This is a genomic window from Methanococcoides methylutens (assembly GCF_000765475.1).
GTDB lineage: Archaea > Halobacteriota > Methanosarcinia > Methanosarcinales > Methanosarcinaceae > Methanococcoides > Methanococcoides methylutens.
Genome location: NZ_JRHO01000014.1, coordinates 604,299 through 628,952, shown reverse-complemented (window position 1 = coordinate 628,952; position 24,654 = coordinate 604,299). Strand labels below are relative to the sequence as shown.

General features: G+C 45.2%; 28 protein-coding genes and 1 tRNA gene. 15 read left to right on the top strand and 14 right to left on the bottom strand.

Going from position 1 to position 24,654, the window contains the following annotated elements:
- Nucleotides 1-326 precede the first annotated feature (326 nt).
- Together LI82_RS10235 and LI82_RS10230 are read right to left on the bottom strand one after the other, a co-directional pair.
- Nucleotides 327-1,484: an ABC transporter permease gene (locus LI82_RS10235; RefSeq protein WP_048195515.1), complete on the bottom strand. Its 1,158-nt coding sequence runs from the start codon at nt 1,482-1,484 to the stop codon at nt 327-329.
- A gap of 15 nt (nt 1,485-1,499) precedes the next feature.
- Nucleotides 1,500-2,609, bottom strand: coding sequence for a hypothetical protein (locus LI82_RS10230; RefSeq protein WP_052402894.1), 1,110 nt, complete (start codon nt 2,607-2,609; stop codon nt 1,500-1,502).
- Nucleotides 2,610-2,711: 102 nt separating this feature from the next.
- On the opposite strand from LI82_RS10230, the gene LI82_RS10225 reads away from it, so the two are divergent.
- Together LI82_RS10225 and LI82_RS12590 are read left to right on the top strand one after the other, a co-directional pair.
- Nucleotides 2,712-3,404 carry a DNA alkylation repair protein gene (locus LI82_RS10225; RefSeq protein WP_236622729.1) on the top strand — a complete coding sequence of 231 codons (693 nt, stop codon included), beginning with the start codon at nt 2,712-2,714 and terminating at the stop codon, nt 3,402-3,404.
- A gap of 120 nt (nt 3,405-3,524) precedes the next feature.
- The gene (locus tag LI82_RS12590; protein WP_052402892.1) at nt 3,525-4,370 is read left to right on the top strand and encodes a protease inhibitor I42 family protein; all 846 of its coding nucleotides are present in this window, start codon (nt 3,525-3,527) and stop codon (nt 4,368-4,370) included.
- A 55-nt stretch (nt 4,371-4,425) separates the two neighbouring features.
- Here LI82_RS12590 and LI82_RS10210 read toward each other — a convergent pair whose 3' ends face one another.
- Nucleotides 4,426-5,310 (bottom strand): ATP-grasp domain-containing protein, encoded by an 885-nt coding sequence (locus tag LI82_RS10210; RefSeq protein WP_236622728.1) that lies wholly within the window; start codon nt 5,308-5,310, stop codon nt 4,426-4,428.
- Nucleotides 5,311-5,480: 170 nt separating this feature from the next.
- On the opposite strand from LI82_RS10210, the gene LI82_RS12830 reads away from it, so the two are divergent.
- Nucleotides 5,481-5,822, top strand: coding sequence for a hypothetical protein (locus tag LI82_RS12830; RefSeq protein ID WP_081955819.1), 342 nt, complete (start codon nt 5,481-5,483; stop codon nt 5,820-5,822).
- Nucleotides 5,823-5,869: 47 nt separating this feature from the next.
- Here LI82_RS12830 and LI82_RS12965 read toward each other — a convergent pair.
- The 9 genes from LI82_RS12965 to priS form a co-directional block, all read right to left on the bottom strand.
- A tRNA-Ser gene (locus LI82_RS12965) sits at nt 5,870-5,988 on the bottom strand.
- 51 nt (nt 5,989-6,039) lie between these two features.
- Nucleotides 6,040-7,263: a TIGR00375 family protein gene (locus LI82_RS10200; RefSeq protein ID WP_048195509.1), complete on the bottom strand. Its 1,224-nt coding sequence runs from the start codon at nt 7,261-7,263 to the stop codon at nt 6,040-6,042.
- Between the two features lie 9 nt (nt 7,264-7,272).
- Nucleotides 7,273-8,046 (bottom strand): proteasome assembly chaperone family protein, encoded by a 774-nt coding sequence (locus LI82_RS10195; RefSeq protein WP_048195507.1) that lies wholly within the window; start codon nt 8,044-8,046, stop codon nt 7,273-7,275.
- Nucleotides 8,039-8,209: an RNA-protein complex protein Nop10 gene (locus tag LI82_RS12825; RefSeq protein WP_081955818.1), complete on the bottom strand. Its 171-nt coding sequence runs from the start codon at nt 8,207-8,209 to the stop codon at nt 8,039-8,041. Before LI82_RS12825 ends, LI82_RS10195 begins: the two co-directional genes overlap by 8 nt.
- Before the next feature lie 7 nt (nt 8,210-8,216).
- Nucleotides 8,217-9,017, bottom strand: a complete 801-nt coding sequence (locus LI82_RS10190) for a translation initiation factor IF-2 subunit alpha (protein WP_048195505.1) — start codon at nt 9,015-9,017, stop codon at nt 8,217-8,219.
- A gap of 11 nt (nt 9,018-9,028) precedes the next feature.
- Nucleotides 9,029-9,214 carry a 30S ribosomal protein S27e gene (locus LI82_RS10185; protein ID WP_048195503.1) on the bottom strand — a complete coding sequence of 62 codons (186 nt, stop codon included), beginning with the start codon at nt 9,212-9,214 and terminating at the stop codon, nt 9,029-9,031.
- Nucleotides 9,211-9,489 carry a 50S ribosomal protein L44e gene (locus LI82_RS10180; RefSeq protein ID WP_048195501.1) on the bottom strand — a complete coding sequence of 93 codons (279 nt, stop codon included), beginning with the start codon at nt 9,487-9,489 and terminating at the stop codon, nt 9,211-9,213. The genes LI82_RS10185 and LI82_RS10180 overlap by 4 nt, the downstream gene beginning before the upstream one ends.
- Before the next feature lie 29 nt (nt 9,490-9,518).
- On the bottom strand, nt 9,519-10,229 hold the full coding sequence (locus tag LI82_RS10175; RefSeq protein WP_048195498.1) for a hypothetical protein: 711 nt from the start codon (nt 10,227-10,229) through the stop codon (nt 9,519-9,521).
- Nucleotides 10,219-11,391, bottom strand: a complete 1,173-nt coding sequence (gene priS / locus LI82_RS10170; protein ID WP_048195496.1) for a DNA primase catalytic subunit PriS — start codon at nt 11,389-11,391, stop codon at nt 10,219-10,221. The genes LI82_RS10175 and priS overlap by 11 nt, the downstream gene beginning before the upstream one ends.
- 142 nt (nt 11,392-11,533) lie before the next feature.
- Between priS and rqcH the strand changes: the two genes are divergently transcribed.
- Together rqcH and LI82_RS10160 are read left to right on the top strand one after the other, a co-directional pair.
- The gene (gene rqcH, locus LI82_RS10165; protein WP_048195494.1) at nt 11,534-13,531 is read left to right on the top strand and encodes a ribosome rescue protein RqcH; all 1,998 of its coding nucleotides are present in this window, start codon (nt 11,534-11,536) and stop codon (nt 13,529-13,531) included.
- A 49-nt stretch (nt 13,532-13,580) separates the two neighbouring features.
- Nucleotides 13,581-14,624, top strand: coding sequence for an mRNA surveillance protein pelota (locus LI82_RS10160; protein WP_048195492.1), 1,044 nt, complete (start codon nt 13,581-13,583; stop codon nt 14,622-14,624).
- Between the two features lie 20 nt (nt 14,625-14,644).
- On the opposite strand, the gene LI82_RS10155 is transcribed toward LI82_RS10160, so the two are convergent.
- Complete coding sequence (locus tag LI82_RS10155; RefSeq protein ID WP_048195490.1) at nt 14,645-15,538, bottom strand: DNA integrity scanning protein DisA nucleotide-binding domain protein; 894 nt, start codon at nt 15,536-15,538, stop codon at nt 14,645-14,647.
- A gap of 123 nt (nt 15,539-15,661) precedes the next feature.
- Here LI82_RS10155 and thpR point away from each other — a divergent pair, with 123 nt between their 5' ends.
- Complete coding sequence (thpR, locus tag LI82_RS10150) at nt 15,662-16,207, top strand: RNA 2',3'-cyclic phosphodiesterase (protein ID WP_048195488.1); 546 nt, start codon at nt 15,662-15,664, stop codon at nt 16,205-16,207.
- 171 nt (nt 16,208-16,378) lie between these two features.
- On the opposite strand, the gene LI82_RS10145 is transcribed toward thpR, so the two are convergent.
- Nucleotides 16,379-17,407 carry an FAD:protein FMN transferase gene (locus tag LI82_RS10145; protein ID WP_048195486.1) on the bottom strand — a complete coding sequence of 343 codons (1,029 nt, stop codon included), beginning with the start codon at nt 17,405-17,407 and terminating at the stop codon, nt 16,379-16,381.
- Between the two features lie 125 nt (nt 17,408-17,532).
- Here LI82_RS10145 and LI82_RS10140 point away from each other — a divergent pair, with 125 nt between their 5' ends.
- The 9 genes from LI82_RS10140 to LI82_RS10100 are packed head-to-tail and all read left to right on the top strand — an operon-like array spanning nt 17,533 to nt 24,647.
- Entirely contained in the window at nt 17,533-17,934 is a 402-nt protein-coding gene (locus LI82_RS10140; RefSeq protein WP_048195484.1) for a hypothetical protein, read from the top strand.
- Nucleotides 17,935-17,945: 11 nt separating this feature from the next.
- Nucleotides 17,946-19,421 (top strand): methanogenesis multiheme c-type cytochrome, encoded by a 1,476-nt coding sequence (gene mmcA, locus LI82_RS10135; protein ID WP_048195482.1) that lies wholly within the window; start codon nt 17,946-17,948, stop codon nt 19,419-19,421.
- 13 nt (nt 19,422-19,434) lie between these two features.
- Nucleotides 19,435-20,793 carry an Rnf electron transport complex subunit RnfC gene (rnfC, locus tag LI82_RS10130; protein WP_081955817.1) on the top strand — a complete coding sequence of 453 codons (1,359 nt, stop codon included), beginning with the start codon at nt 19,435-19,437 and terminating at the stop codon, nt 20,791-20,793.
- A 1-nt stretch (nt 20,794) separates the two neighbouring features.
- Nucleotides 20,795-21,724 carry an Rnf electron transport complex subunit RnfD gene (rnfD, locus tag LI82_RS10125; RefSeq protein WP_048195480.1) on the top strand — a complete coding sequence of 310 codons (930 nt, stop codon included), beginning with the start codon at nt 20,795-20,797 and terminating at the stop codon, nt 21,722-21,724.
- Complete coding sequence (gene rnfG / locus LI82_RS10120) at nt 21,717-22,289, top strand: Rnf electron transport complex subunit RnfG (protein WP_048195478.1); 573 nt, start codon at nt 21,717-21,719, stop codon at nt 22,287-22,289. The genes rnfD and rnfG overlap by 8 nt, the downstream gene beginning before the upstream one ends.
- Nucleotides 22,290-22,300: 11 nt before the next feature.
- On the top strand, nt 22,301-22,912 hold the full coding sequence (gene rnfE / locus LI82_RS10115) for an Rnf electron transport complex subunit RnfE (RefSeq protein WP_048195476.1): 612 nt from the start codon (nt 22,301-22,303) through the stop codon (nt 22,910-22,912).
- A gap of 1 nt (nt 22,913) precedes the next feature.
- On the top strand, nt 22,914-23,504 hold the full coding sequence (gene rnfA, locus LI82_RS10110) for an Rnf electron transport complex subunit RnfA (RefSeq protein WP_048195474.1): 591 nt from the start codon (nt 22,914-22,916) through the stop codon (nt 23,502-23,504).
- Nucleotides 23,501-24,298, top strand: a complete 798-nt coding sequence (gene rnfB / locus LI82_RS10105) for an Rnf electron transport complex subunit RnfB (protein ID WP_048195472.1) — start codon at nt 23,501-23,503, stop codon at nt 24,296-24,298. Before rnfA ends, rnfB begins: the two co-directional genes overlap by 4 nt.
- A gap of 16 nt (nt 24,299-24,314) precedes the next feature.
- Nucleotides 24,315-24,647 carry a DUF4870 domain-containing protein gene (locus LI82_RS10100; RefSeq protein ID WP_048195470.1) on the top strand — a complete coding sequence of 111 codons (333 nt, stop codon included), beginning with the start codon at nt 24,315-24,317 and terminating at the stop codon, nt 24,645-24,647.
- Nucleotides 24,648-24,654 lie beyond the last annotated feature (7 nt).

Below are 24,654 nucleotides of genomic sequence, written 5' to 3'. Positions count from 1 at the left end.
ACAACGAATACTACCTCGTAATTGTATATACACTTTACGGCAAATTATACCTTTGTCTAATATACAATAATGTATTACAATCTCTTCGTCAACATCTACAAAAAACAGTTCATTAAGCAAAATACTGATGTAAAGTGACATGAGCGGGTTGGGGAGTGGGGGTACTTGAAAAGAAATTAGGGTCCCGCTCATTACACAATTTGGACTATTTCCTAATTGTATATACACTTAACGGCAGGAAAGCTTCTTTGGATCGATTTAAACTATCACATCTACTATATTATAATGGCGTAACGGCGTTACCACTGAAACAAATCTATTTATTTTCAATGTGTTGAAATTGCCTCTAATGGATCCAGCCCGGCTGCGCGCTGGGCAGGGTAAACGCCTGCGATCAGGTTGAGGAAAAAAACGACTACAACAGTTATAATTATGTCTGAAATGTTGATGATCACCGGTATCTTCTCAATACCATAAAATTCAGCAGGGACCGGATAACTTCCTATCGCCAGGGCAATGGCAGTTCCAAGCAGGCAGCCTGTGACAGCACCGATCAACCCCAGGATTCCGCTTTCCAAAATGAAGATCCTGCGTATGACGGAAGCAGGTGCTCCCATGGCCATCAGAACGCCTATCTCTTTTACCTTTTCCATTACCACCATGTTCAGTGTGCTGACCACTCCGAACGATGCTATCAGGAGTATGAGTGCGAGTATTATGTTGTTGGATGTTGTTTCAATGGTGATGGTCTGGAGGATCTCCGGATTTGTCTCTGTCCAGCCAGATGCTTCGTAACCGAGAGCTTCGATCTCTTTTGCGACCTTCTTGTCTTCGTTGTAGTCTGCAAGGCGGATGTTGATAACATTGATGGCATCGCCGCTATCATAGAATGCCTGTGCGGTCTTCAGGGATGTGTATGTAAGGATATCGTCTGCAGGTGTTCCTGTGTCAAAGATTCCTACTATCTCATAGGATGCCGGGTTTGCTGTGGGGAAGTTTACGGACAGTTTATCGCCTATCTTCACATCAAGTTCCTCTGCAAGGCTGTCACCGATCACAATTGTATTCTTGGAGTGGATAAGCTTGTAGAGGTCCCCTTCTATCATGTCCTCTGAGATGTGGGATACAGAATCTTCCTTTTCGGGTTCTATTCCTCTCATTAAGACGTTGAGTGTCTGCTCCTTGTATTGAAGGGTAGCTTCCCCATCCAGGGCGGGCGAGGTTCCCACCACCCCCTCGATCCCTTCTATACGGGGGATGATGCTATTGTAAAAATGGATGTATTCCTCTTCCTCAGCAGGGGTAACTACCACATGTGGGAGGTTCTCGACGGTCACATCATAGATCTCTTCTGTGAATCCTGCCATAAAAGCGTTCGAGATCACGAGTATTGTGACCGCGATCCCAATGGCACTTATGGATATGAGTGACTGACGACGCCTGCTTTTGAGATGTCTGAGGGCAATGAACAGCTCATATGGCATTGGGATCACTTTCCATCATGCGTTTCTTCTGCGGAGCACAAATACCACAGTGGCAAGAACAAATGCAGCCTGTGTGATCAGGAATGATGGTATGCTGCTGTCATCTTCTGCTTCTTCAGGAACATTGTTCGATATTGTTGCACTTTCTTCCACATCGATAATGGTTTCCCGGATGTCGAGCCCGTTCCCGTCATTGCCTATGATCTCGATAACAAGTTTGTATTTGCCTTCCGTGAGCCTGCTATCCCAGATGGCTTCTACGGTCTCGTCATCTTCTGTGAGGAGTATGGGTGATCGCATGATGGCGGATTCGACAACATTCTCCCCGTTCTCATCATAGGCTGTGAATTGCACATACCCGTCAAAGGGCACCTGTGAACTTCCTTCAATGGTAGCACTTGCACCGATCTCATCCTTGTACACATCGGTGATCTTTGCATCATCCATTGAAGTGAAAATGTCTGTTACCACAATGGCGGTCTTTTCACTGGATGGCCTGACCTTTACAAGTCCGGTGTATTCCTTATTGTTCAAAAGAAGGGTGTTCCATCTCTTATGGACCGTAAGGGGGGTCGTATGTACGGATACTTTTTCGTCCTTTGCAAGGTAGATGACATCAAAACCGTCCACGAGCATGTACTCTATATCTACAAGAGTTGCGTCAACAGGCCTGATGACCGCTGTCACGCCTTCAGAATTGGCAATGGTGCCTTCGATCACCACCTCGGGAATCACCTGCCTGCCGTGAACGAACTCATATTCTGTGGAAATGAGCTCCTTCTCATCGTTAAGGACCTGCGCATGTATATCATAGGCACCATCCTCTGCTGTCTTTGTATCCCACTGGATGATCTTTATGACCCTGGAATTCATGTTGATACTATCTATGGAGATGGTGGCACTGTCGATGATACTGCCTTCACGCATAAGCTGTACTTCAAGGGTGAGGTCTTCTACTGTTGAAGAAGATGAAAGTGTGATGTCACAGGAATCAATGGTGCTGTATATCTCATCTATGTTGACGATCGTATTCGCATCATTCCCGGCGTTCTCTGATGCAAGGGCTGTTGTTGCGAACAGTATTATCAGGATGAATGTAACCAGTTTACTTATTTCGCCTTTCATATTTTCCCCTTTTTACTTAATAAAAAAGTATCCTCTAATAATATTTAAGAAGCATACCTGCAATGTACTATATGAATATTTGAAAACATGGGGAATGTTCGTGTGGGTACAACAGAAGAGATCTTTGATGATATCATATCCAAACTGGAAGGTATGAGCGATCCCGAGGCCATAGGGGGCATGGCACATTTCTGGATCACGCCTGAAAAGTGCTATGGTGTATCAATTCCGGAGCTCAGACATCTTGCAAAAGAGACCGGTAAGGATCACAAACTGGCTCTCATGCTATGGGATAAGGGGTACAGGGAGACCATGATCCTCGCTTCCATGGTGGATGATCCTAAGCAGGTTACGGAAAAACAGATGGAGGGTTGGGTCAGTGACTTTGACTACTGGGAGCTATGCGACCAGTGCTGTATGAACCTCTTCCAGAAAACCCCTCACTCTTACAGGAAAGCCATCGAGTGGAGCTCCCGGAAAGAGGAGTTCGTGAAACGCTCGGGTTTTGTCCTCATGGCAAGGATGGCTGTGGCGGACAAAAAGGCGAATGATTCCGTTTTCGAGGATTTCTTACCGATAATTGAAAGGGAATCTAAGGATGCCCGGAACTTTGTGAAGAAGGCAGTTAACTGGGCTTTAAGGCAGATCGGCAAACGTAATATCGAGCTGAACAAAAAAGCTATTGAAGTGTCACAAAGACTTACCGGTTCGAATCTTGCCAGTGCCAGATGGATAGGGACTGATGCACTAAAAGAGCTTACCAGTGAAGCTGTCCAGAAGCGCCTCCATAAATGAGGTTTTGTATTCTCCTTACTGTATAATCGTTATTGGATGACTTCGGGTCAATTCGTAGCTTAAGTAATGGATATATAGCTACGAGTTATTCATTTGCATAGATACAGGAGATAAATTATCATGTCAAAATATATAGGTATGGGCATTCTGGTCCTGATAACCATCGTGGCAGTTACAATGGCTGCTTTTTCAATGGGCTGCACAGAAAATGGAAATATTGATCTTACTGATGATGTAGAGGTCGTTGAATCGGGGACAGTGTTAACTGAGGATGCAAATGCAAGTGAGGTCACAATGGAACAAAATGATCTCATTGTGCTGAAACTTAAAGAAAACCCGACAACAGGTTATTCCTGGAACCTCACGGTCCCTGAAGGTCTGAAACTGATCGGAGACGATTTTATTGCTCCGGAAGATGAAGGTCTGGTGGGAGCAGGTGGCATCCATGAATGGAAGCTTCAGGCAGAAACCGAAGGAACCTACGAGATCTCTGCGATCTACAAGAGGCCCTGGGAAAATACAACCGGCGATGAGGATACATTCAGCATGATCGTAACTGTCCTTGCTTCAGGTGAACATGACAGCGAGGATGACGCTGATGGGGATGATCCAATCACCGACGTTGATGACACCGAATACATCATTCGTGATGCAATGGTCGATGACATCGAGATCTTCATGATGGAGTCATTCCCGCTGCAGGTTAGTGTGGGTGCAACAGGATACCTTCCTGACGGATGCACTGTAATCGATGAAGAAAACATCGAGGTCACAAGGGATGGGAACACCTTTAATGTGGCCCTGAAGACCAAGAGGCCGGCAGATGCCATGTGCACACAGGCACTTGTACCCTTTGAGGTGAACATCCCTCTGGACGTGTATGGTCTTGAAGCAGGTGTCTATACGGTGGATGTGAACGGTGTGACGGATACCTTTGAGTTCACTATGGACAACGTGATGGGGTGAGGTTTTAAGGAAACCTCATTCTTTTTCAGAGCCTCTTCTTCTTTCTTTTGAGTTCTTATTCTTCTTCCGGGAACATTCCGAGCCTTACCCTGATAAAGTCGTACATTTCCTGTGCTATGTCCTTATCACAGCAGCTTTCCACTCCTTCGAAGCCTGGTGATGAGTTCGCTTCACAGACCTTGAAGTGTTCTCCGTCAAAGAGAAGGTCTATCCCTGAGATCTCAAGACCAAAGACCTTTGCAGTTTCGGTAGCTAACCATTCAATTTCCGGTGTCATCTCAAAGGATCTGACCATTCCTCCTCTTGAGAAGTTAGCTTTGAAATCTCCTTTCTGGGCGACTCTTTCCATACAGGCAACGGCACGTCCTCCAATGATGATCACACGAAGATCACGTCCCATACTGGATTTGACAAATTCCTGAATGATGAAATTAACGTTGCTCCTTGTTGAACGTATGAGCTCCATCAGGTCTATGAAGTTGGACTTGTTCTCGGAAAGGAATACGCCACTTCCCATTGACCCTGAAAGTGTTTTTACAATTAACGGGAATCCAAATTGTTCTTCAACAAGGTTCACATCAATGGGATGCTTTGCAAGCATGGTCTTTGGGAATGCGATATCCGCCTCTGCAAGTATCTGCTGGGAGTATAGCTTGTCCTTTACTGTTTCAATACTGTTGGATGAATTGAAGGTATGTACTCCAAGTCTTTCCAGATGTCTTATGATAGCCAGTGCAAAATATGATGTTTCTGCTCCCATTCGGGGAAGAATGAAATCAGGCAATGAGACCGTTTCCCCGTCTAAAAGAACGCCTTTGCGATCATCTCTTGTGACAATGAGTTCGAACTGTTCCGGTGTTAACACCTTCATTTCAATATTGTTCTTTTCAGCAACTTCAAGAAGACGATTGATCTCGTATGTTTCAGGTTTTAATTCCAATTCGGAATGTTTGTATAAGATCCATCCTTTCACGCTTTTTCCCTCGTTTTCATGCGGGAATAGCTTTTGTGGATATAAGGAATTTGGCTGGATCGTGGTTGGTTATCTATTAATAATCGTGTTTCTTAATGATTTGTGATATTAATTCGGGATCTGGGAAGTTAAGGTCAATGTCTAAAATTGAGATCGGTTGCTGTGGAGCTTATTGCAGGACCTGTCGCGAATTAAAGAACAAGAACTGCCACGGATGTAAGCTGGGCTATGAAGATGGGGGACGTGACATCAACAGGGCGAAGTGCAAGATCAAGCTGTGCTGTTTCAGGGATAAGAAGTATGAGACATGTGCCGATTGCTCGGAATGGGAGTCCTGTGAGATCGTTCAGGAATGGTACACGAAGGGCTATTCCCGCGGGAAATGCAGGCAATCCATCGAGTTCATCCGGAAAGAGGGCTATGAGGAGTTCCTCAAAAGGGCTGACAAGTGGAAGAACCATTATGGGAAGCTTGATTGAATCTCAGTGGAAGTTTGTCCTCTCAAAAAAAGTACATTAAAATAAGACGCCGGGGTTGGGATTTGAACCCAAGCACTCCGTTAGGAGAAACAGGTCTCGAGCCTGCCGCGTATAGACTCCGCGGCTGTTAATTCACCGTTGGATTAGTCCGCTCTGCCACCCCGGCATTGTTGTTTCTGAAAGCGTTTATGGGTTATATATGTGTCGAAAAAGTGTATCAGAAGTCGAAAAGGGAACTCTGGTTCTTGCTACTTTTGGGCGTTTCCTTTGGCTTGTGTTCTGAGTCCGGTAGCTCTATCCATCCGTACTGACCTCCACCTCCGGGGTGGATGATTACCTCGCCGTTGCGGAATGCAAGTATGGCATCCACTATCCTCCGGTCCACGATCTCGAGCTGGTCGGGGTCGGTATCGAGGAGGACTGTAACTTCGTTGTCGAACTTTTCCACGAGTGATTCCCATGCTGTTCTTACACCTTTGGTGGTGATGCTGGCATGTCCCAGTGCCATCATGATGACCTCTGCAAGGGGTGCCAGGTGGAGGTAGTCAGGGCGATGGTCCGGGTGTACCGGTTTTTCCAGATCCGCAAGTTCGTTGATCCTGTCAGATACGCCTTTCTTGACCTGTCCCCTGCACTGGGGGCATCGCCAGTTATTCTGAATAGCTTCCTCAAGGTTGTAGTGGGTGAAGCACTTGATGCATGCGGATTCGTTGTACTTTCCCTCTTCCGGGAAGAATCCTACGTTCAGGGTGGCCTTGTAGCCTTCCTTGCGGAGGATTGCCTTTTCCAGTCCTTCAAAATCGATGGATGGTACCTCGAATCTGGTGAACTCGCGTGCGAGCTTGTTGGACCAGGGGGAATGTGCATCCGAGTTGCTCAGGAAGGTCAGCCTGTGGAGCTCGCTGATGCGGTCTGCGTAATCGGTATCAGCGCTTAAGCCCAGCTCCACAAAGGATATGTAGTCTGTGAGGTCACCGTAGCAGCTTTCGAGGGAATCGTGGTATGCATACAGGGCTGTCCATGGGGTGAATGCGTGGCAGGGTCCGATCATTGCACCGATGTCCTTTGCAATCTGTGCTATCTCACTGCCGTCGAGTTTTACCGTGGGTCTGCCATCGACTGCAAGGTCGGCATATTTTGACATGGTCTCTGCCAGCTCTTCGGCTTTTGAGATGGATGGCAGGATAAGGAGATGGTGGACGCGGTTCTTGTCCTCGATCTCTGTAGTTGGAATAAAATAAGTACCATTGATGAGAATTGTCTCATCATCCATAGCTGCTGTTTTAATGTCATCGAGCCATTTCGGGTGGATACAGTCGCCTGTTGCCACAAGGTCGATGCCTTTTTTCTTAGCCTCTACGGCAATGGTTGGCAGCTCCATCTTATTGGAGCAAGCCATGGAATATTTAGAATGGAGGTGGAGATCAGCATTGATCTGCATGTTCCCACCTTAGCCGATGTATCTTAGGTCTTCTTCAATAGCCGTATCTCTCAATACGCCCTGTTGCTGTTGCTTTGCTTCCATGAGGTTAGCAACGATCTTCTCCATGTCCTTTGCACGCTCTTCGAGTTCATCTACCTCGACCTCTATGTTCAGGAGCTTGCTTAAGATAGCCAGGAGTGATTGTGCACTTTTCGGGTCAACCAGGTATCCTGATGTCAATCCCATCAAACATGCAGCTTTCATGTCCTTGAACTTACTGAGTCCAAGTAAAAGACCTGATGCACCTACGATACCTCCTCCGGGTTCGTTAGGTTTGAAAGTAACGCCTAATTCCTTCAGTTCCTCGATAAGCTCTAGATCATTGGCAGCACCCATTACCTCGTCGGTGTGCTCCAGCTTGCCTGTTGGGTATCCTCCAAGAGTGAATATCTTGGATACGCCAAGTTCGGCGGCAAGGTCGATATAGATGCCTCCAAGTTCATAATGACCATCTGTAGTTGTGCTTTGATGGTCTCCACCCAGAAGTACGAGGTCCCTTTCGTCAGTCTTACAAATGTACACTTCGTTATTGACAAGTTTGACTGTACTTTCCTCGCTTACCATTACCTGTGGTGGAAAATGAGGGGAATAAATCTCAACTATTTTTTCTGCTTCCAGTTTCTCGATCAGGTGATCGACAACAAGCTTTCCAACATGCCCGACTCCCGGAAGGCCAACAAGTAGTATGGGGTCGTTTAGCTGGATCTCATCTTTAAGGCGGATCACAGTTGTTTCACGCATGTTCCGTTTCCCTCCTTTTGGAGATTCGGCGGTATTTGCCATAGGGATCAAGCGGGGAAAATCGTGCCGGGAGTGGATTCCCGGAAGGTTCTCCACACTCCGGACAGTTCTCTTTCAATGTGTAAACATTGCATTGAGTACATCTTCGGATCTTGTTTCCCAATGGAACATCACGCCTTTGTTGATTCGATATGTCGGTGGAAAATTCCTTTTCCTTCCTTCTTTTCGATATAGTCAATAGCTTTCTCAGCAGCTTTCTTCAAAACAGCTTCCGCGGTCTTGTAATCAGGTGCGATAACCTTTATTCGGTATCTTGGTGCGCCTGTATATGTGACGTCTATCCTGACATCATCATCTTTCTTGATCTTGGTAGCTGATTTGAGGGATTTCTTGATAATATCGATCCCGTCAGGGCTATAGGAGGTAAGGTCCACGTATCCTGCGATGTCTACGAATGGAAGTTTAATATTTTCCTGAGCGATGTCTGCTATCTTTGCGGCCAGCTTCTTGCTGATGGCCATGCCTTCAAAAGCTTCTTTGCCGTTGATGGCAGCTTCTTCAAAGCCAGTGTAGCAGCTTCCGAACTCTTCCATGAAAATGGACCTTATTTCGCCCATCTTTTCCGCGCTTGTCTTGGTGTCCTCAGCAACGAACTGGAGCCACTTCTCGGCTTTCTGTTCGTTCTTCCAGTCCTGGATCTTCGCACGTTTCTGGTGTTCGTTGACATCCTTTAAGGAAAGGTCGATATGACGTCGGTTAGGGTCTACGTCCAGCACTTTGCAGACGATCTTCTGACCTTCCCTTACGTAATCACGGACATACTTGACCCATCCGGCCTTGATCTCGGAGATATGGATAAACCCTTCTTTACCCCCGTATTCCTCAAGGGTGGTATAGGCCCCAAAGTCGACTACGTTCTTTACAGTACAAACTACAAAGTCGCCGCTTTCTGGCCAGTTATTATTATCCATTCTACACCACTTTATTCAAGGACTTCCAGGATATGTGTTGTAATTGTTGACTTTCCGCCGGTGGATTCTGCGAGTGTTCTTCCGCATACGAGGCATGTGACCTTGCGGCTTGCACTGCCGAAGATAACCTGCTCGTTGGAGCAGTCGTTGCATTTTACGCGTAAGAATCTGCTTTTTGGTTGTGTCATTGTTATCATTCCTTAAACTCGAATTTCTTTGCTCTGAAGCATGGCCTCTGGTGTGACTTGTTGCACTCGGCGCAGCGGTATTTGAGCTGTACTCTCTTGGTTGGTTTGTCTCCTCCAGGAACCTTTGAGAATTTACCACTGTTTCCGATGCCTGATTGCCTCTTCTTTTGTCTGGCAATGTGTGTCATAGCTGATGCCTTGCCTTTCTTTACTCTCTCTGCAATGTGTTCAGTATGTTTTTTGCAGGATGGGCAATATGTTCTGAACCTCTTTGGAATTTTCATTATTTACACCTTTTATCAAGTTGAATGTTTTATTTTGTGATAAGATGAGCAGCACCTCGTTTTACCAGAACATTTGCGTTCATTGCGGGTAAAACAACGACATCTTCTGCATGAGTAGTATAATTTCGCTTATCTACGGCATTGAATGTCGGTAGGTCTTTCAATATTCGGACAACAAAGTATTCTTCATTTATATTCCTTTTGGCTATCTCTGTCTTGTCCCTGACATCGTTACCGGTGTCAATTGCTGATGCTGATGCTTCTTGTGCTGTTCCCATGGCAGCTGGTTCACCTGTGACTTCTTGTGAGGATACTTCCTGTTCTGTAGCTTCCCGCTCCTCTGCAGGGGGCATTGAAGAGGAAGGATCAAGTATCGGTTCGAGCAATCCGTTCCTTGCTACCTGTATTGCCGAAAGCGTTGCTTCATAGACTGCCTGTTCTGCAGGAAGAAGCTTGTCAAGGTCCTGTCTTGGTGAGCTGCTTGAGAACGCATTGGAAGTGGCCCTTGAAGTGACCTTTCGAACCCTGCGGATGAATATGGTCTCCACATCATTGATGGCACTCTGGAGCTCATCCTCCAGTATCTTCGATTCAGCAGAGCGTGGATTGTTGATCTTTCGGATCTCTTCCTCAAGCTCATGGATATAATCATCCACAAGACGGTAGAACCCGTTCGGCAACGACCTTAAAGCCGAACTGTTCTCTTCCCGGAGTATGCTTTTGAGCTCATTACGATCCATATTCTGCTGCACCTCTGCACATAAGATACACGGCTGCGTATTCAGGTAATTCCTGTGTACCTTCCTCTATGTAGAGGTCATTACCCTTCATTTGTACTGCAAAAGGTCTTATCACTTTTAATTTTACCGGCTTGTCCGAGAACACGACAGCATCGGTCAATGGTTCGAACTTCTCAAGCTCTGATATAGACAGTGTCGTAACACGCATTCCTGATTTTCCATGAAGGGAACCGCCCAGGCGTATCAATCTTTTTATGTCACCGGTCACAGGTTCATCCACACTTGCAGACATGTCATTCACTGCTTGCAATGCGAGGGTCTGTATAATATCCTTATTGACTTTTGAAAGGGCTTCCATGTTCCCTCTGCGTAGCAACTCGACCTGTGCTTCATCCCTTAATATATCTATCATCTTTTGTGCGGTCTTTTTGCCGATACCCTTGAAACCGCTGAAGAGCTCTTCTGCATCTTCCTTACTCGCAAGATCGGTGAGGTAGGATACAAGATATCTGTTGATCCTTCCTCCCCAGCCTCCCTCGCTTTCCGGGGAAAGCATGTTCATCCTGGCATTTTCACTGCCTGCATCACCGCTGACCGCTTTCTTGTAGAATATCTTCTCAATATTGAGTCCCCTTCCACTGATATAATCCACGATCTCCCTTCTTTCTGCGCTTCCAAGGGAGCGAACACGCGGGTCACTTATGTGGAAATGGTAACCTCTTCCGCCCGAAAATACCGCCCTGATATCATCTTCATTGAATCCGAAATCATTTATCAGAAGGTCATATAGCTTTAATGTCTCCTTTTTGACGTGATCAAGCATTTCTGAATATGAGTTGGGTGCACCGGGTATGTGGTCCGCATCAAGGTCAAAGATGAGGTCTGCTTCCTGCCATTGCTTCTCTTTCATGGTAGGTGCACTGGGGTACGTATAGTATGCAACAGAATGGTATGCATGTGCAGGTGCCATGCCTGCAAGGTATTCCTCAACCTCTCCGCGTGATCCAAATGACTTATGTCTTCTCATCACGGTTTCCGGCATCTCGTCAAAAGAGATGAATCCCCATTCGCGAGCTTCCAGTCTGGATGGGATATGTATCTGCGCTGTCTTGTAGTATTCCTGGAATTTCGACTTGAGGAAATACTTTGTCTTAAAGTTCATTGCTTGTTTCCTGATAATATTGTCTGCTTAAGACTCCAACCAATTGATGTGTTAATCCTATTTCTTTATTACTTCAACCTGTTGTTGTCAGGTGCTGTCAATATGGATAAACCTTAAGTCCGGTCGAACTCTATAAGCATCTATGAAGCAGGAGATGACGAGTGCAGATGTTGCTGCTCTTGTATCCGAACTTGGTAACGTCGATGTTGAAGGCTCTCTCATCGATGCAAAGATCGCCAAGGTGTACCAGCCAGTTCCGGGTGAGATCAGGATTAATCTTTTCATATTCGGAAAAGGACGTGACAATCTGGTGATACAGGCAGGCAAGAGAGCGCACATGAGCAAGTATTTGCGTCCAAGCCCAAAACTACCCCATGCATTCCCGATGTTATTGAGGAAGCATATAACAGGTGGCAGGATAACTTCTGTTAATCAGTATGACTTTGACAGGATCATTGAGATCGGTGTGATCCGTGGTGGTATTGAGACAATACTTGTATGTGAACTGTTCTCAAGAGGTAATATAGTTCTTCTTGACAGTGATCGTAAGATCATTCTACCAATGAATCCCGTGACCTTCAGGGGGCGCAGGGTTCGCAGTGGTGAGATATATGAATATCCTGAAGCACAGCTAAGTCCGCTTGATGTTGAAGAGGCCGGGATGGCAGATCTGTTTGCAGCTTCAACTGCGGATGTTGTCAGGACCATAGCAACCAGTTACAATCTCGGCGGTGTTCTTGCAGAAGAGGTCTGTCTGAGAGCAGGCGTTGATAAGAAAACAGCAGCAAAGGATGCCACACTAGATGATATAAAGGCACTTTGTGAATCTGTAAAGGCCGTGTTCTCACCAATTGTGGAACATAAGCTGAAACCATGTATAGTCAAAAAGGAAATTAAAGGCGAACTAGGGGCAATTGATGTCGTCCCTCTGGAGCTTGATCAGTATTCTGAAGCGGAGAAGGAGTATTTCCCCTCCTTCAATCAGGCCCTTGATGAATTCTTCGGCAAAAAAGCATCTGAGGAAGTTATCGAGGAAGTAGTTGCTAAAAAGAAGGAAAAGGTCGATGTATTTGAAAGAAGGCTTCGCAAACAGCAGGAAGCTATCAAAAAGTTCGAGAAGGACTCCGAAAAATACACCACCATTGCAGAAAAGATCTATGAGCACTATCAGAACATCGAGCAGGTGCTTGCGGTTCTGGAGAATGCAAGAGATAAAGGTTATTCATGGGCAGAGATCCGTTCCATACTCAAAAAGGCAAAAGATGACCTGCCTGCAGCACGTTCTATCGTAAGTATCGATTCAGCGGAAGGATTTGTCGTGGTTGATCTTGACGGTGTCAATGCGAGTATCAACATTCGTAAGACCGTTCCACAAAATGCTCAGATCTATTATGATAAAGCTAAAAAGTTAAGCAAAAAACGTGATGGTGCTTTGCGTGCGATCGAGGATACAAAGGTCGCGATGCAGAAAAGGGAGAAGAAAGTATCCAAAAGAAGGAAGGCTTTCTTCAAGAAGCACTGGTACGACCGGTTCAGGTGGTTCTTCTCATCCGATGGTTTCCTTGTTGTTGGTGGAAGGGATGCCGATACCAATGAGGAGCTTGTGAAAAAATATATGGAAAAGCGAGACATCGTGTTCCATACACAGGTGCCCGGCGCTCCTATCACAATTATCAAGACCGAGGGTAAGGATGTTCCGGAAACGACCCTTGAGGAAGCTGCAAGGTTCGTGGTTTCCTATTCCAGTATCTGGAAAGCAGGCCAGTTCAGCGGTGATTGTTACTGGATAAAACCTGAACAGGTCTCCAAGACCCCGGAATCCGGTGAATACCTGAAGAAAGGTTCCTTCGTTATCCGTGGTGAACGCAATTACTACAAGGATGTTCCTGTGGGTGTTGCTGTTGGTTTGGAACTTGGTGCGGAAACCCGTGTCATAGGAGGACCGGTGTCGGCTATCGCACGCTCCGGTAAATATGTGGTCGAGCTACTTCCAGGTAAGTTCAACCAGAACGATATTGCAAAGAAGGTCTATCGCATTTATGTGGATGAACTAAAGGACCCTTCCTTTGTCAAACAGGTGGCGTCTCCTGATAGCATTGCAAGGATGCTTCCGCCAGGGGAATCTGATATCAAAAAGTGAACTTTTGATGAGTATGGGTATATGACTGTCTAAATTGCTGGGTATTATCATGAGAGTAACAAAAAGAGACCTGAGGGGAAATAAGGAAGGTGAGATAGCCCTTACTCCGGAGACGCTGGATGATCTGTGGCATTTGAAATACATCATCGAGAAAGGCGACCTTGTATTTGCTCTTACTAAAAGGAAAGCTGAGGCTTCCAGTGATAAGCTCAGGCCGGAGAAGGTCGAGAAAAAGAACGTGAGGCTTGGTATTCGGGTAGATGACCTTGAGTTCCATAAGTTCTCCAATCGTCTCAGGGTCCACGGTCTTATTGAGCATGGGATGGATGCCGGTTATCACCATACTCTCAATCTTGAGGAGGGAACTGCCCTCTCTATTATTAAGCACTGGAAAAAAGATCAGGTCGAGCGTGTGAACGAAGCGGAAGCTACATCCAAAAGACCCAAGGTCATTATCGTCACCATTGAAGAAGGGGATGCAGATATTGGTTTTGTGCGTCACTATGGCATCGAGGTTTATTCCCATATCAGGCAGTCATCCGGGAAAGGCGAAGGAACGCTTCGTGAGGTTTTCTTCAGCACCATCCTGGAGCAGTTAAATCATGCCATGTGCGGAACCGAGTCGGTTGTTGTTGCAGGCCCGGGGTTTACCAAGGATGATCTTATGAAGTACATCTCTTCAAACAATTCCGAGCTGGCAGCAGGTATCCTTGTTGAGGATACATCTTCCATAGGCATGTCCGGTTTTCAGGAAGTGCTCAGAAGAGGTGCTGTTGACAGGATCATGGAAGAGTCCAGGATCGCCAGGGAATCTTCACTTATGGATGAGTTCCTGAAGGAAATGGCTCTTGGTGGCAAGGTCGCATATGGTATGGATGAGGTGAAAACAGCAATAGATTATGGTGCTGTCGAAAAACTTCTGGTGGCCGATGAATTGCTTCGCCTGGAGCGGGAAGAGGGTAATATTGATGCTATGATACAGGAAGTAGAGCATGCGCAGGGTTCTATGGTTGTATTCAGTACAGAGTTCGAGCCCGGGCAGAAATTACACTCTCTCGGTGGTATAGCAGCCTTGTTGAGATTTAAGATTTAAGATGCGATCAAGGTAGGTCCTCAATACTGTGATTTGTCGCGTAATGCAGGTCTTTCGATGTAATCAAGGCAAAGCAGCTCCTTTCCATCCATATATACCCTGACAGTTCCTCCGGATTCGGATATTGTCACAGCTATTGCAAAAGTGTCCCTTGTGATAGCGGCTGCTGATACATGTCTTCCTCCAAGGCCCTTTTCAATACCGATGTCCTTTGCATCAACATCGAGATATCTGCCTGCAGCATTGACTATACCTTCCTCTGATATCACAAAAATGCCGTCAAGAAGGGCAAATTCCTTGACCGATTCCCAGTTCATCCTGTCCAGTATGTTCCGATGTTCGTCCTTATGGCCTGCATAAGGGTTTAGTATCATTTGATGGGAACGCTGCATGACCTCTTCAGTATCGCCCAGGATAAAAGCGGTTCCTATTTTGTGTCCTTCTCTTCCGCTTGCAGCAATATCAAATGCTATGGTGAGTGCTGCACGCATGACCTCGGGTTCTATTCTTTCTTCACATTCCTGAAGTGTTCTGATAAGGGGGCTTTGTGATATCTCGTGGATGACTATTGCGCTGGATTCCTTTGTCTGGATAACTCCGACGATAGTACCTTCCTTTAGTTCGCCGATTATATGTTCGATAGCCGCCGCCTCTTCGATATAACGGACATTTCCGGAAGTTTCCCTGTTAATGGGTTCAATGATCTTTTTCAGTTTTTCGCTTTCATCAGTGGTGTCCGAGATCAGGTTATCAATTATGCTTTTCTGGCGTCGGGTAACATAATAAATGGGGATGTCTGTTTCAATATTCTCAAGATCAATATCTCCGGATACTATTATGGCTGGAGCTCCCAGTTCTTTAGCGATCTGAACTGCATGTCCTGCCAGTATGTTTGGTGTGTTGATAGTATCCATCCATTCCCTCAGATATTCTGTATTATTAATTATGGCAATTATCGATTATATATATTATCTATAAAACATTTCCACCTGTGTTCAACGGCACTATTTAACAGGCATATCGTCTATTTTATTTATATGGCCAGAATATTTGTTGCAGTTGATCTGCCAGAGGAGTTCCGTGATGAGGTCCGGGTCATACAAACACGTTTTTCCGGGCTTAAGTTGAAATTGGTCGACCCTGATCTTGTACATATTACCATGAAGTTCATTGGTGAGGTAAAGGAATCAATGATCCCGGAGGTTGCAGAAGCTCTGGAGTCCATTGAATGCAAACCTTTTGATGCCCTTGTCGGTGGTATTGGGGTTTTCCCAAAGCCTAAAGCTCCAAGGGTTGTTTGGTTGGGTGCAGAGGGGAACTTTGAGCTTCTCCATGATGAGGTGGAATCAAAGCTTTCAAAGTTCAGGTTCAAGAAGGATAAGAAGAAGTTCACCACACATGCCACTCTTGCAAGGGTGAAATTTATGCCTGCAGGGCAGATGGATGAGTTTCTGGGATTACTTGATGAGCTTGATGGTGTCGAAGTTGGCAAGATGGTAGTTGACAGGATATGTCTAAAGAAAAGTACTCTGACGCCACAGGGTCCTATATATGAGACACTTCATGAGGTCATGTTAGGGTAATACTAGTAATAATATGGCTATAGTAATAATATGGCTATAGTAATAATATAGCTATAGTAATAATATAGCTATGACAAAATATGCTTAATTTGATCGAATGTGATCTGATATTATAATGATAACAGGAATGTGGCGCTTGGCCATTGTTCCTGTTACTTCCTGATTTTTCAATTATTCCAGTGTTGTTTCATATTCTGCAAAGCCAGTCGATCGAAGTATCCTTTTATCTGACGTGATTATCAGGCATTCGACTCCTTCAAGGGTTTCGATGAGCTCCATTCCTTCATCTTTTCCAAGTACGAACACAGTGGTTGCCAGGGCATCAGCATCCATGGCTGTTTCTGTAATGACGGTTGCGCTGATCAATTCGTTAACTGAGTATCCGGTTCTTGGATCGGATATATGGGATACCTTTGCAGCATCACTGAAGTAACGCTCGTAGTTACCACTTGTTGCAACAGCCAGATCTTCAAGCTGCATTACTGTGATGAAATCTCCCTGTTTGTCGGGGTTCTGGAGTCCTACTGTCCACATGGTTCCATCGGGCTTTGTGCCAATGTATCGTCCGTCTCCACCTGCATCAACAAAACAGCTTGTTATGCCTTGTGATGTCAACGTTTCTATGGCCTGGTCAACAGCATATCCTTTTGCTATTCCTCCAAGGGCGATCTTCATACCTGGTTCCATGGAGATATTTCCATCCTCGATGGTTATCATTCTGTAATCAACAAGTTCGAGAGTGGTATTAATTTCTTCCTGGGTAGGTGGCTGGTATGTTCCACCGGGACTGAACTTGCTTGCCCAGAGGTCAAGTACTGGCATTATTGTGATGTCAAATGCACCGTTGCTTATGGTAGAATAATACATGGACCGTTCAATAACGTAAATTAGGTCTGATGAGGCGCCTTCAAGTCTTGATCTTTCATTCAGGATACTTGCCTGGCTATCGTTTTTGTAACTGCTCATTACGTCATCGACATCGCCAACTCTTACAAAAGCTTTGTCAATAGTCTGTACCGCATGTTCTTCATTAAGATCGTAGATGGCGATTGTAACGGTTGTGTCCATTATACTGCGGGAATCAGTATAAAACATTTTACTTTCAATGGGTAAACTGTTCTCCTGCTCCTCATATAATACTGTGAATGAAATGGAAACTATAACGATTAATACTAGCAATAGAACTGTTTTTTTGTCCATGCTGTAGGGATAGATATGCTTAATATTAAGCTTATTTCGAAACCTATAAATATTCGCAATCAATGATTCTGGCAATTATATTAATCGACAGATGTTAATTATTATTCATGATAGGATGTGTTTGTATGAGTAATTCTAGTGCAGGAGTTGCATCGGGTGGGAATACTGGTAAAGACAAGTATCTCGCTGTTGCAATTCATCAGATCATAGAAGAATATGGTTGGAAGGGGATCGAAAAACACTTTGGTGGCGATCATCACATGATCTACGTGAAGTCCGGTTCTCCATTGGACAAGGTAGAAGTGAAGGCACACAAGGTTGGAAATCGTCTTGATGTAAACTTTTTAGGCATAACGCCAAAGAAAGGCATTTTGGATAAGGTCTTTGATTTTAATGTAAGAGAGATCCCCAAGAGCTTTGAGCTGCACAAATACGTTTCTGATGATATGACTGTTCTGGAAGAGCAGCATCTGACTACGATTATCGGTGTTGTCCTCAAGGAATTGGAGGACGTGGCAGAGGATTAAGAGGGGATCATATGGCAAAATTAGAGGTAATACTATTGGCAGCCGCCATTTTCATCTTCGCATTTGCAGGCGTTTTCGCAAGCATGGGTTATAGTGGCAATGAAGCGATCGCTCATCACTATATGACTGAAGGAGAATGGTCGGACTCAAGTTGTGGAGGTTGTCACTTCACGGTATCGGATCATGTGGAGACCAACACCCATATTCAAAGAGATATCGATGAATGGGATCCACTGACAAACTTTGATATTGAGGTAGAGGGCGAAGACGAATGGGTCGAACGCTATGGTGCTTATCATCCTGGCGGTGGGGCATTGGAAGAGTATGGCGTAGATGTGGACTGCATGGTCTGCCATGAGCAGTATGGTATGTATGATTTTGATGCACGTGCTATGAAGTTTGCTGAAGGAGACTTTGAAAATGCAAATGCAGCAGCTATGGTGGATGCAAATGCCGCAGTGCAGAAAGATAATATCAGAAAGTTCACCTATTTCTCAAATGCTGTTACTCCACTTCCACTGTTATTGTTGTTCCACGACACTGTCAATGGTGCTCCTGCAAAAGAATCATGTGCGGAGAATTGCCATGAGGCAAATATCCCTACTACAGCAGTAATGTGGTCTGCACCTGATTATGAGGAATTTGATGTACATGCTGAGGTAGAATGTGCTGAATGTCATGAGATCTCACATTCAAGTCTTCTGGTAAAGGCGGATGTTGAAAATATTCATGAATTGGAAGCTGAGACTCGCAGCTGTGATGATGCAGATTGTCATGCAGGCATCTCACACGGACCTATCGCTGATGCTCACCTTGAGACCGTAGAGTGCGAGTCCTGTCATATTCCTGCACTTCCGGGAGGAGAACTTCCAGGTGGAACGACACTTGAGTCATTTGACTGGTCGAACGGTGAACGTGTTGATTCCTTCAAGACGGAAACAATAATTCCTGTGCTTGCATGGTCCAATGGCTTCGGTGAGGATGAACTGAACATTCCTGATGGGAAGGATGATGCTGATGTGAAACTTGCACCTTTCAATATCGTAACCGGTATCTGGTGGGATGAGGGTGTGAACCCTGAGGTTGCAGAGTCACCTGACACAAGCAAGGAGATTGGTGACCCGATAGCTGTAGCATATGTGGAAGCTGCTGATGCAGACCGGGATGGTATGGTGACAGTCGATGAGATGAGGGGCTATGACGGTGATGCTGATGGTGAAGCTGATTATCCGTATGCTGTGCTCAGGACCGTTGATCTTCATTACAGGTTGAGCCACAACATCGCAGGCTCAGAGGTAGGAATGGCAGATCCATTAGAATGTGCTGATTGCCATGGTTCAACTGCTACAGCAATTGACTGGGAGCTGATTGGCTATGATTCCGATCCTGCACAGACGGATCCTCCAACAGATTTCACATTAAAGACGATCGATGCGACCATACCAGGGGCAAAACCTCCTGAAGTTGAAAGGGAGCCTGCGTTCTAAGGAGTTGGTGTTTGTGACAAAGGTCAATATTATGAAAAATATGCCTGAGAAGGTCATTATTCCTTTAAAGCAGCATGATGGTACAGCATGTGAACCACTTGTGAAGAAAGGGGATATGGTGTGTGAAGGGCAGAAGATAGGTGAATGCGGAGCATATAATTCCGCATCTGTTCATTCAAGTGTATCCGGGGAAGTTATTTCCATCGAGGAAGCTCCCCACCCCAACGGTAACAAGGTGAACAGTGTTGTGATCCAGCCATCTGAAGAAGCAGAGTGTGCTGATCTTAAGTCAAAGGATGTTCAGGCTTCTGAACTTGCAGATCTGATAAAGGATGCTGGTATTGTTGAGCATTATGGATGCCCGACACATATGGTCCTGAAACCTGAAGGTAAGAAGATAGATCTCGTCCTGGTAAATGCTACGTCTTCAGAATGGATCGGCGGGCACTACGATACTCCTTCTCAGTATTCATCACAGATGCTTGATGCATTGAAATTGCTGATGAAGGCTGCAGGAGCTTCAAAAGGTGCTATCGTCCTCAGGAATGATGATCTTGAATCCATCAGTGCTTTTAACGGATTGAACTTCGATGGAAAGAACATTACTGTTGCTCCGCTGATCGGCAAGAGGAAGATCAAATATTACTTTAAAGAGATGTCTTCGGATATTGTGGTCGCATCACAGGACCACATATATGGAAAGAAGATCCTTGATCTTTTTACTTATAATGTAACGGGTAGAAAAGTTTCTTTTGGCTGTGATCCTACTGATGTCGGTATTGCTATATGCAGTGTGAAATCTGCAAAAGCACTTTATGATGCAGTGAATACCGGAAAACCATATATCGAAACCGTGGTTTCAGTTTCCGGAAAGGTGAAGAATCCACAGAAGATCCTTGTAAGGATCGGAACTACTTTCAAAGATGTAATTGATGCATGTGGTGGCTATGTCGGTGAACCTGGTAAACTGATCGCAAATGGTTCGATCACAGGTGTAGCACAGTATACTGATGAAGTGCCTGTTAGCAAGACAACGACATCCATATTCGTCCAGTCAGCAGATGATGTTGTGAGGGGTGAATTCGTCGATTGTACTCACTGCGCAAGATGTGTTGATGTATGTCCTGTAAACCTCGTACCTAGCAGGATCGCAGCACTATCTGACCAGGGACGTTTTGATGAATGTCGTCAGATGCATATTATGAATTGTGTTGAATGTGGCAGATGTGCAGCCGTATGCCCTTCAAAGATACATGTTCTTCAGCTTATAAAATATGCAAAGAATTCTATCGAAAAGGCGTATGAAGACTTTGCTCCAAAAGAATCATCTACTAACCTTAAGTTAGGATGTGGCTGCGGTGGAGGCGAATAAGATGACATTTACGATTTCAGCTCCTCCTCATAAAAAAGAGGATATTACTTTTAATAAGATAATGTGGGCCAAGATAATTGCTCTTGTACCTGTTGTCCTGCTATCTGTATATCTATTTGGCCTTCCTGCAATAGGATTGGTCATTGCAGGTATTCTGGCAGCAGTTGTGACAGAGGTTGCAATACAGAAAGCATTTGGCCAGAAGATAACGATTGCAGATGGGCATGCCATTCTTATTGGTCTAATGATCGCCATGGTGGTACCGCCGGAAGTTCCATTGTGGATCCCGATGATAGGTTCTGTCTTTGCGGTCGGAATAGGCAAGCATGCGTTTGGTGGTATCGGATCATATGTGTTCAACCCTGTACTCGCTGCATGGGTATTCCTGAGCCTTGCATGGTGGTCACTAATGAACCCTGCATCTTATCCGCAGACAACGGCTTTATCAGATCTTGTACTTGAGCATGGTGCAGGTGTAATGGCAGGTGTATCTCCGCTTGCATTGTTGCTTGCAGGTGGCATACTAATATTACTTCGTTATGTTGAATGGAGGATTCCAGTTTCTTTCTTCGTGACCACTGTATTGCTCGCAGTTCTTCTGGGTGACAGTTTGTCATACGTTGTTCTTGGTGTTGTTCTGTTTGGGGTATTGTTCCTGGCAACGGACACTTCAAGTTCACCTGTTACAAAGAACGGGCGTGTGATCTATGGGGTCGTTTGTGGTGTTCTGGTAGTAATATATGGTCACTTTGCAAATTATGTCGATGCGACCTTCTATGGTCTGTTCCTTGCAAATTGTGTTTCAGCATTGATCGATAACAACACACTTCCGGGATCTTATGGTTCTGAGACTTTCTTGCAGCGCAAGTACAAGAGTATTCTTTCAAAGGTTCCTTTCAAGGACCGTCTGGAGGTGTTATTAGATGACTGATTCAAACAAGGATGTAGTAGTTATCATAGGTAAGCTGGTTCTGATCTCTGTGATCGCTTCAGCACTTCTGGCTGTAACATATGTGCCTACAAGTGAACAATTAAAGAAGAACTATGAAGAAGCAAGGACTGCAACACTTGCTGAGCTAATGCCCCAGGCAGCAGAATTTGAGGCAGTATACGGTGATGAGATCATTAATGATGAGGGCGACCGGGAAATACTTTACTATCGTGCTAAAGACGGTTCCGGAAATCTTATCGGGTATGCTTTCTTCAGACAACATCCCGGTGCACAAGGTCTATTGGAAATTGCCGGTGGTGTTGATGCTTCATTCAATGAGATGAGTGGTATGAGTGTCATGTCCCACACAGAAACTCCTGGATTAGGTTCAAAGATAACTGAACCCGCTTTTAAGGATCAGTTCAAAAACGTAAAAGTAGCAGACCTGAGTTTGTCAAAGTCTGGTGGTGCAATTGATTCAATTACCGGTGCCACGATATCATCTCAGGCAGTAGTAGATGCCCTGAATGCCCAGGTTGAAGTTATACAGGGAGCAGAGGCTTAATAGGTGATATGATGAATGCTTTAAGTGAATTTATTCGTGGAATTACAAAAGATAACCCTATATTTGCTTTGGTATTGGGTCTTTGTCCTACATTGGCGGTTACCACGTCTATTGAAAATGCAATTGGTATGTCAGCCGGAACGGCTTTCGTACTGATCTGTTCCAACCTGCTGGTCTCCGGCCTGAGGAAGCAGATCCCTGCTTCTGTGAGGTTACCAATATTTATTTTGATAATAGCAACGTTCGTTTCGATCGTAGAGATGGTAATGAAGGCTTATTTCCCACCGATGTATGCGGCACTGGGTGTTTTTATTCCCCTTATTGTTGTCAACTGTATCATCATCGGGCGTGCGGAGGCATATGCTAATAAGAACAACATGTTCTATTCGTTCATTGATGCACTGGGAATATCAACTGGTTTCCTTCTTGTCCTTGTGCTCATCGGAGGTATCAGGGAACTTCTCGGAACCGGTCAGATAGTGATCTTTGGTCTGGAAGTCATCCAGATCCCAATTAACCCTATCACTTACATGATCCTTTCACCAGGAGCTTTCCTTACAATAGGTGTTTTGATGGCAATAGTCAATTATAGAAGAGCAAAAAAGCTCGCAAGAGGTGGCTAAAATGGCAGCTGACGCAAGTCTTTTCCAGATATTCATGGATGGTGTGTTCATAAAGAACTTCCTGGTTATCCAGTTCCTTGGCCTGTGTTCATTCGTGGGTGTTACCAAGGATACAAAGAGTGCTGCAGGAATGTCAGGTGCTGTTATTTTTGTAATGGCAATGGCGGCAACGGTGTCGTATCTTATATTCTCTTACGTATTGATACCGTTAAAGCTTGAGTTCCTTAGTTTGATCAGTTTCATTGTGGTGATCGCAGCTCTTGTACAGCTTGTGGAGTTCGTTGTAAGGAAGAACATTCCTTCACTATATCGTTCACTTGGTATCTACCTCCCGCTTATCACAACTAACTGTGCGGTTCTTGGTGTTGTGTTGCTCAATGTATTGAACGAATACTCTTTCATACAGAGTGTTGTGTTCGGGGTTGCAGCAGGTCTTGGTTACACTATTGTCATGTTGATGATGTCCGGTATCAGGGAACGTAGCACTCTTGTTAGTGTTCCGTCTTCTATTCGCGGTCTCCCTCAGGCTTTCTTCATCGCAACAATGCTCTCAATGGCATTTGTTAACTATTTCGGAGTGATCCCAATATGAGCCTCACTACTTTACTTATCCAGGCAATGGCAACCCTCGGTGGTCTTGGTCTTGTGATCGGTATCATGCTGATCGCAGCTTCAAGGCTGTTCAAGGTAGAAACCAATCCTCTTGTTGAAGAGGTCGTAGAGGTCCTTCCAGGTGCTAATTGTGGTGCCTGCGGGTTTGCAGGATGTGCAGACTTTGCAGAGCGTGTCGTGGAGGAGAATGCTCCTCTTGATGGCTGTCCTGTGGGTGGTTTTGAGACTGCAAGGGAGATCGGTGGAATTCTCGGTCAGGATGTTTCAGAAGCAGAGAAGGAGTACCCATTCCTCAGGTGTAATGGTGGTAGCAAATGCGTTGACAGGTTCGATTACGTAGGTATCCAGGATTGTACTGCTGTGATCATGCTTTCTGACGGTGAGAAGGGCTGTAATTACGGATGTATGGGTCGCGGAACATGTGTGCGTTCATGCCCATTCGATGCTATTACGATCGGCGAGGACCGTCTTCCTATTGTGAACAAGAACCTCTGTAAGAGCTGTGGTCTTTGTATCGAGGCATGCCCTAACGATGTGCTCATGTTTGCAAAGGATTCCGAGAAGGTCCACGTGGAGTGTAATTCACATGACAAAGGTAAGACTGTAAAGGCAGTCTGTGAAGTTGGATGTATCGGCTGTAAGATCTGCGAAAAGAACTGTCCGGAAGATGCTATTACAGTAACGAAGTTCCTTGCAGAGATCGATCAGGACAAATGTACAGCCTGCGGCATCTGTGTTGAGAAATGCCCGCAAAAATGTATTGAAATGAGATAAGGAGTGGAGTGATTATATGACATACAAGACTTCCATCGGACTTAATGAGAACATTGTAGGTATACTGTGCTATCTGGGATTCTGGATGACTGGTGTGCTTTTCCTCTTCATTGAGAAGGAGAACAAGTTTGTCCGTTTCCACGCGATCCAGTCAGCAATGGTCTTTATGATCCTGACAGCAACCGTCTTCCTGGTCGCATGGATCCCATACGTCGGTTGGCTGCTTGCTGATTTCGGAGGATTCTTTTCCCTCTTCGTCTGGCTTTCTCTCATGTTCATTGCCTGGAGAGGTTCAAAGGTCAAGGTTCCGGTTATCGGCAAGATCGCTTACAACTATGTATATAAGTGAGTACGGT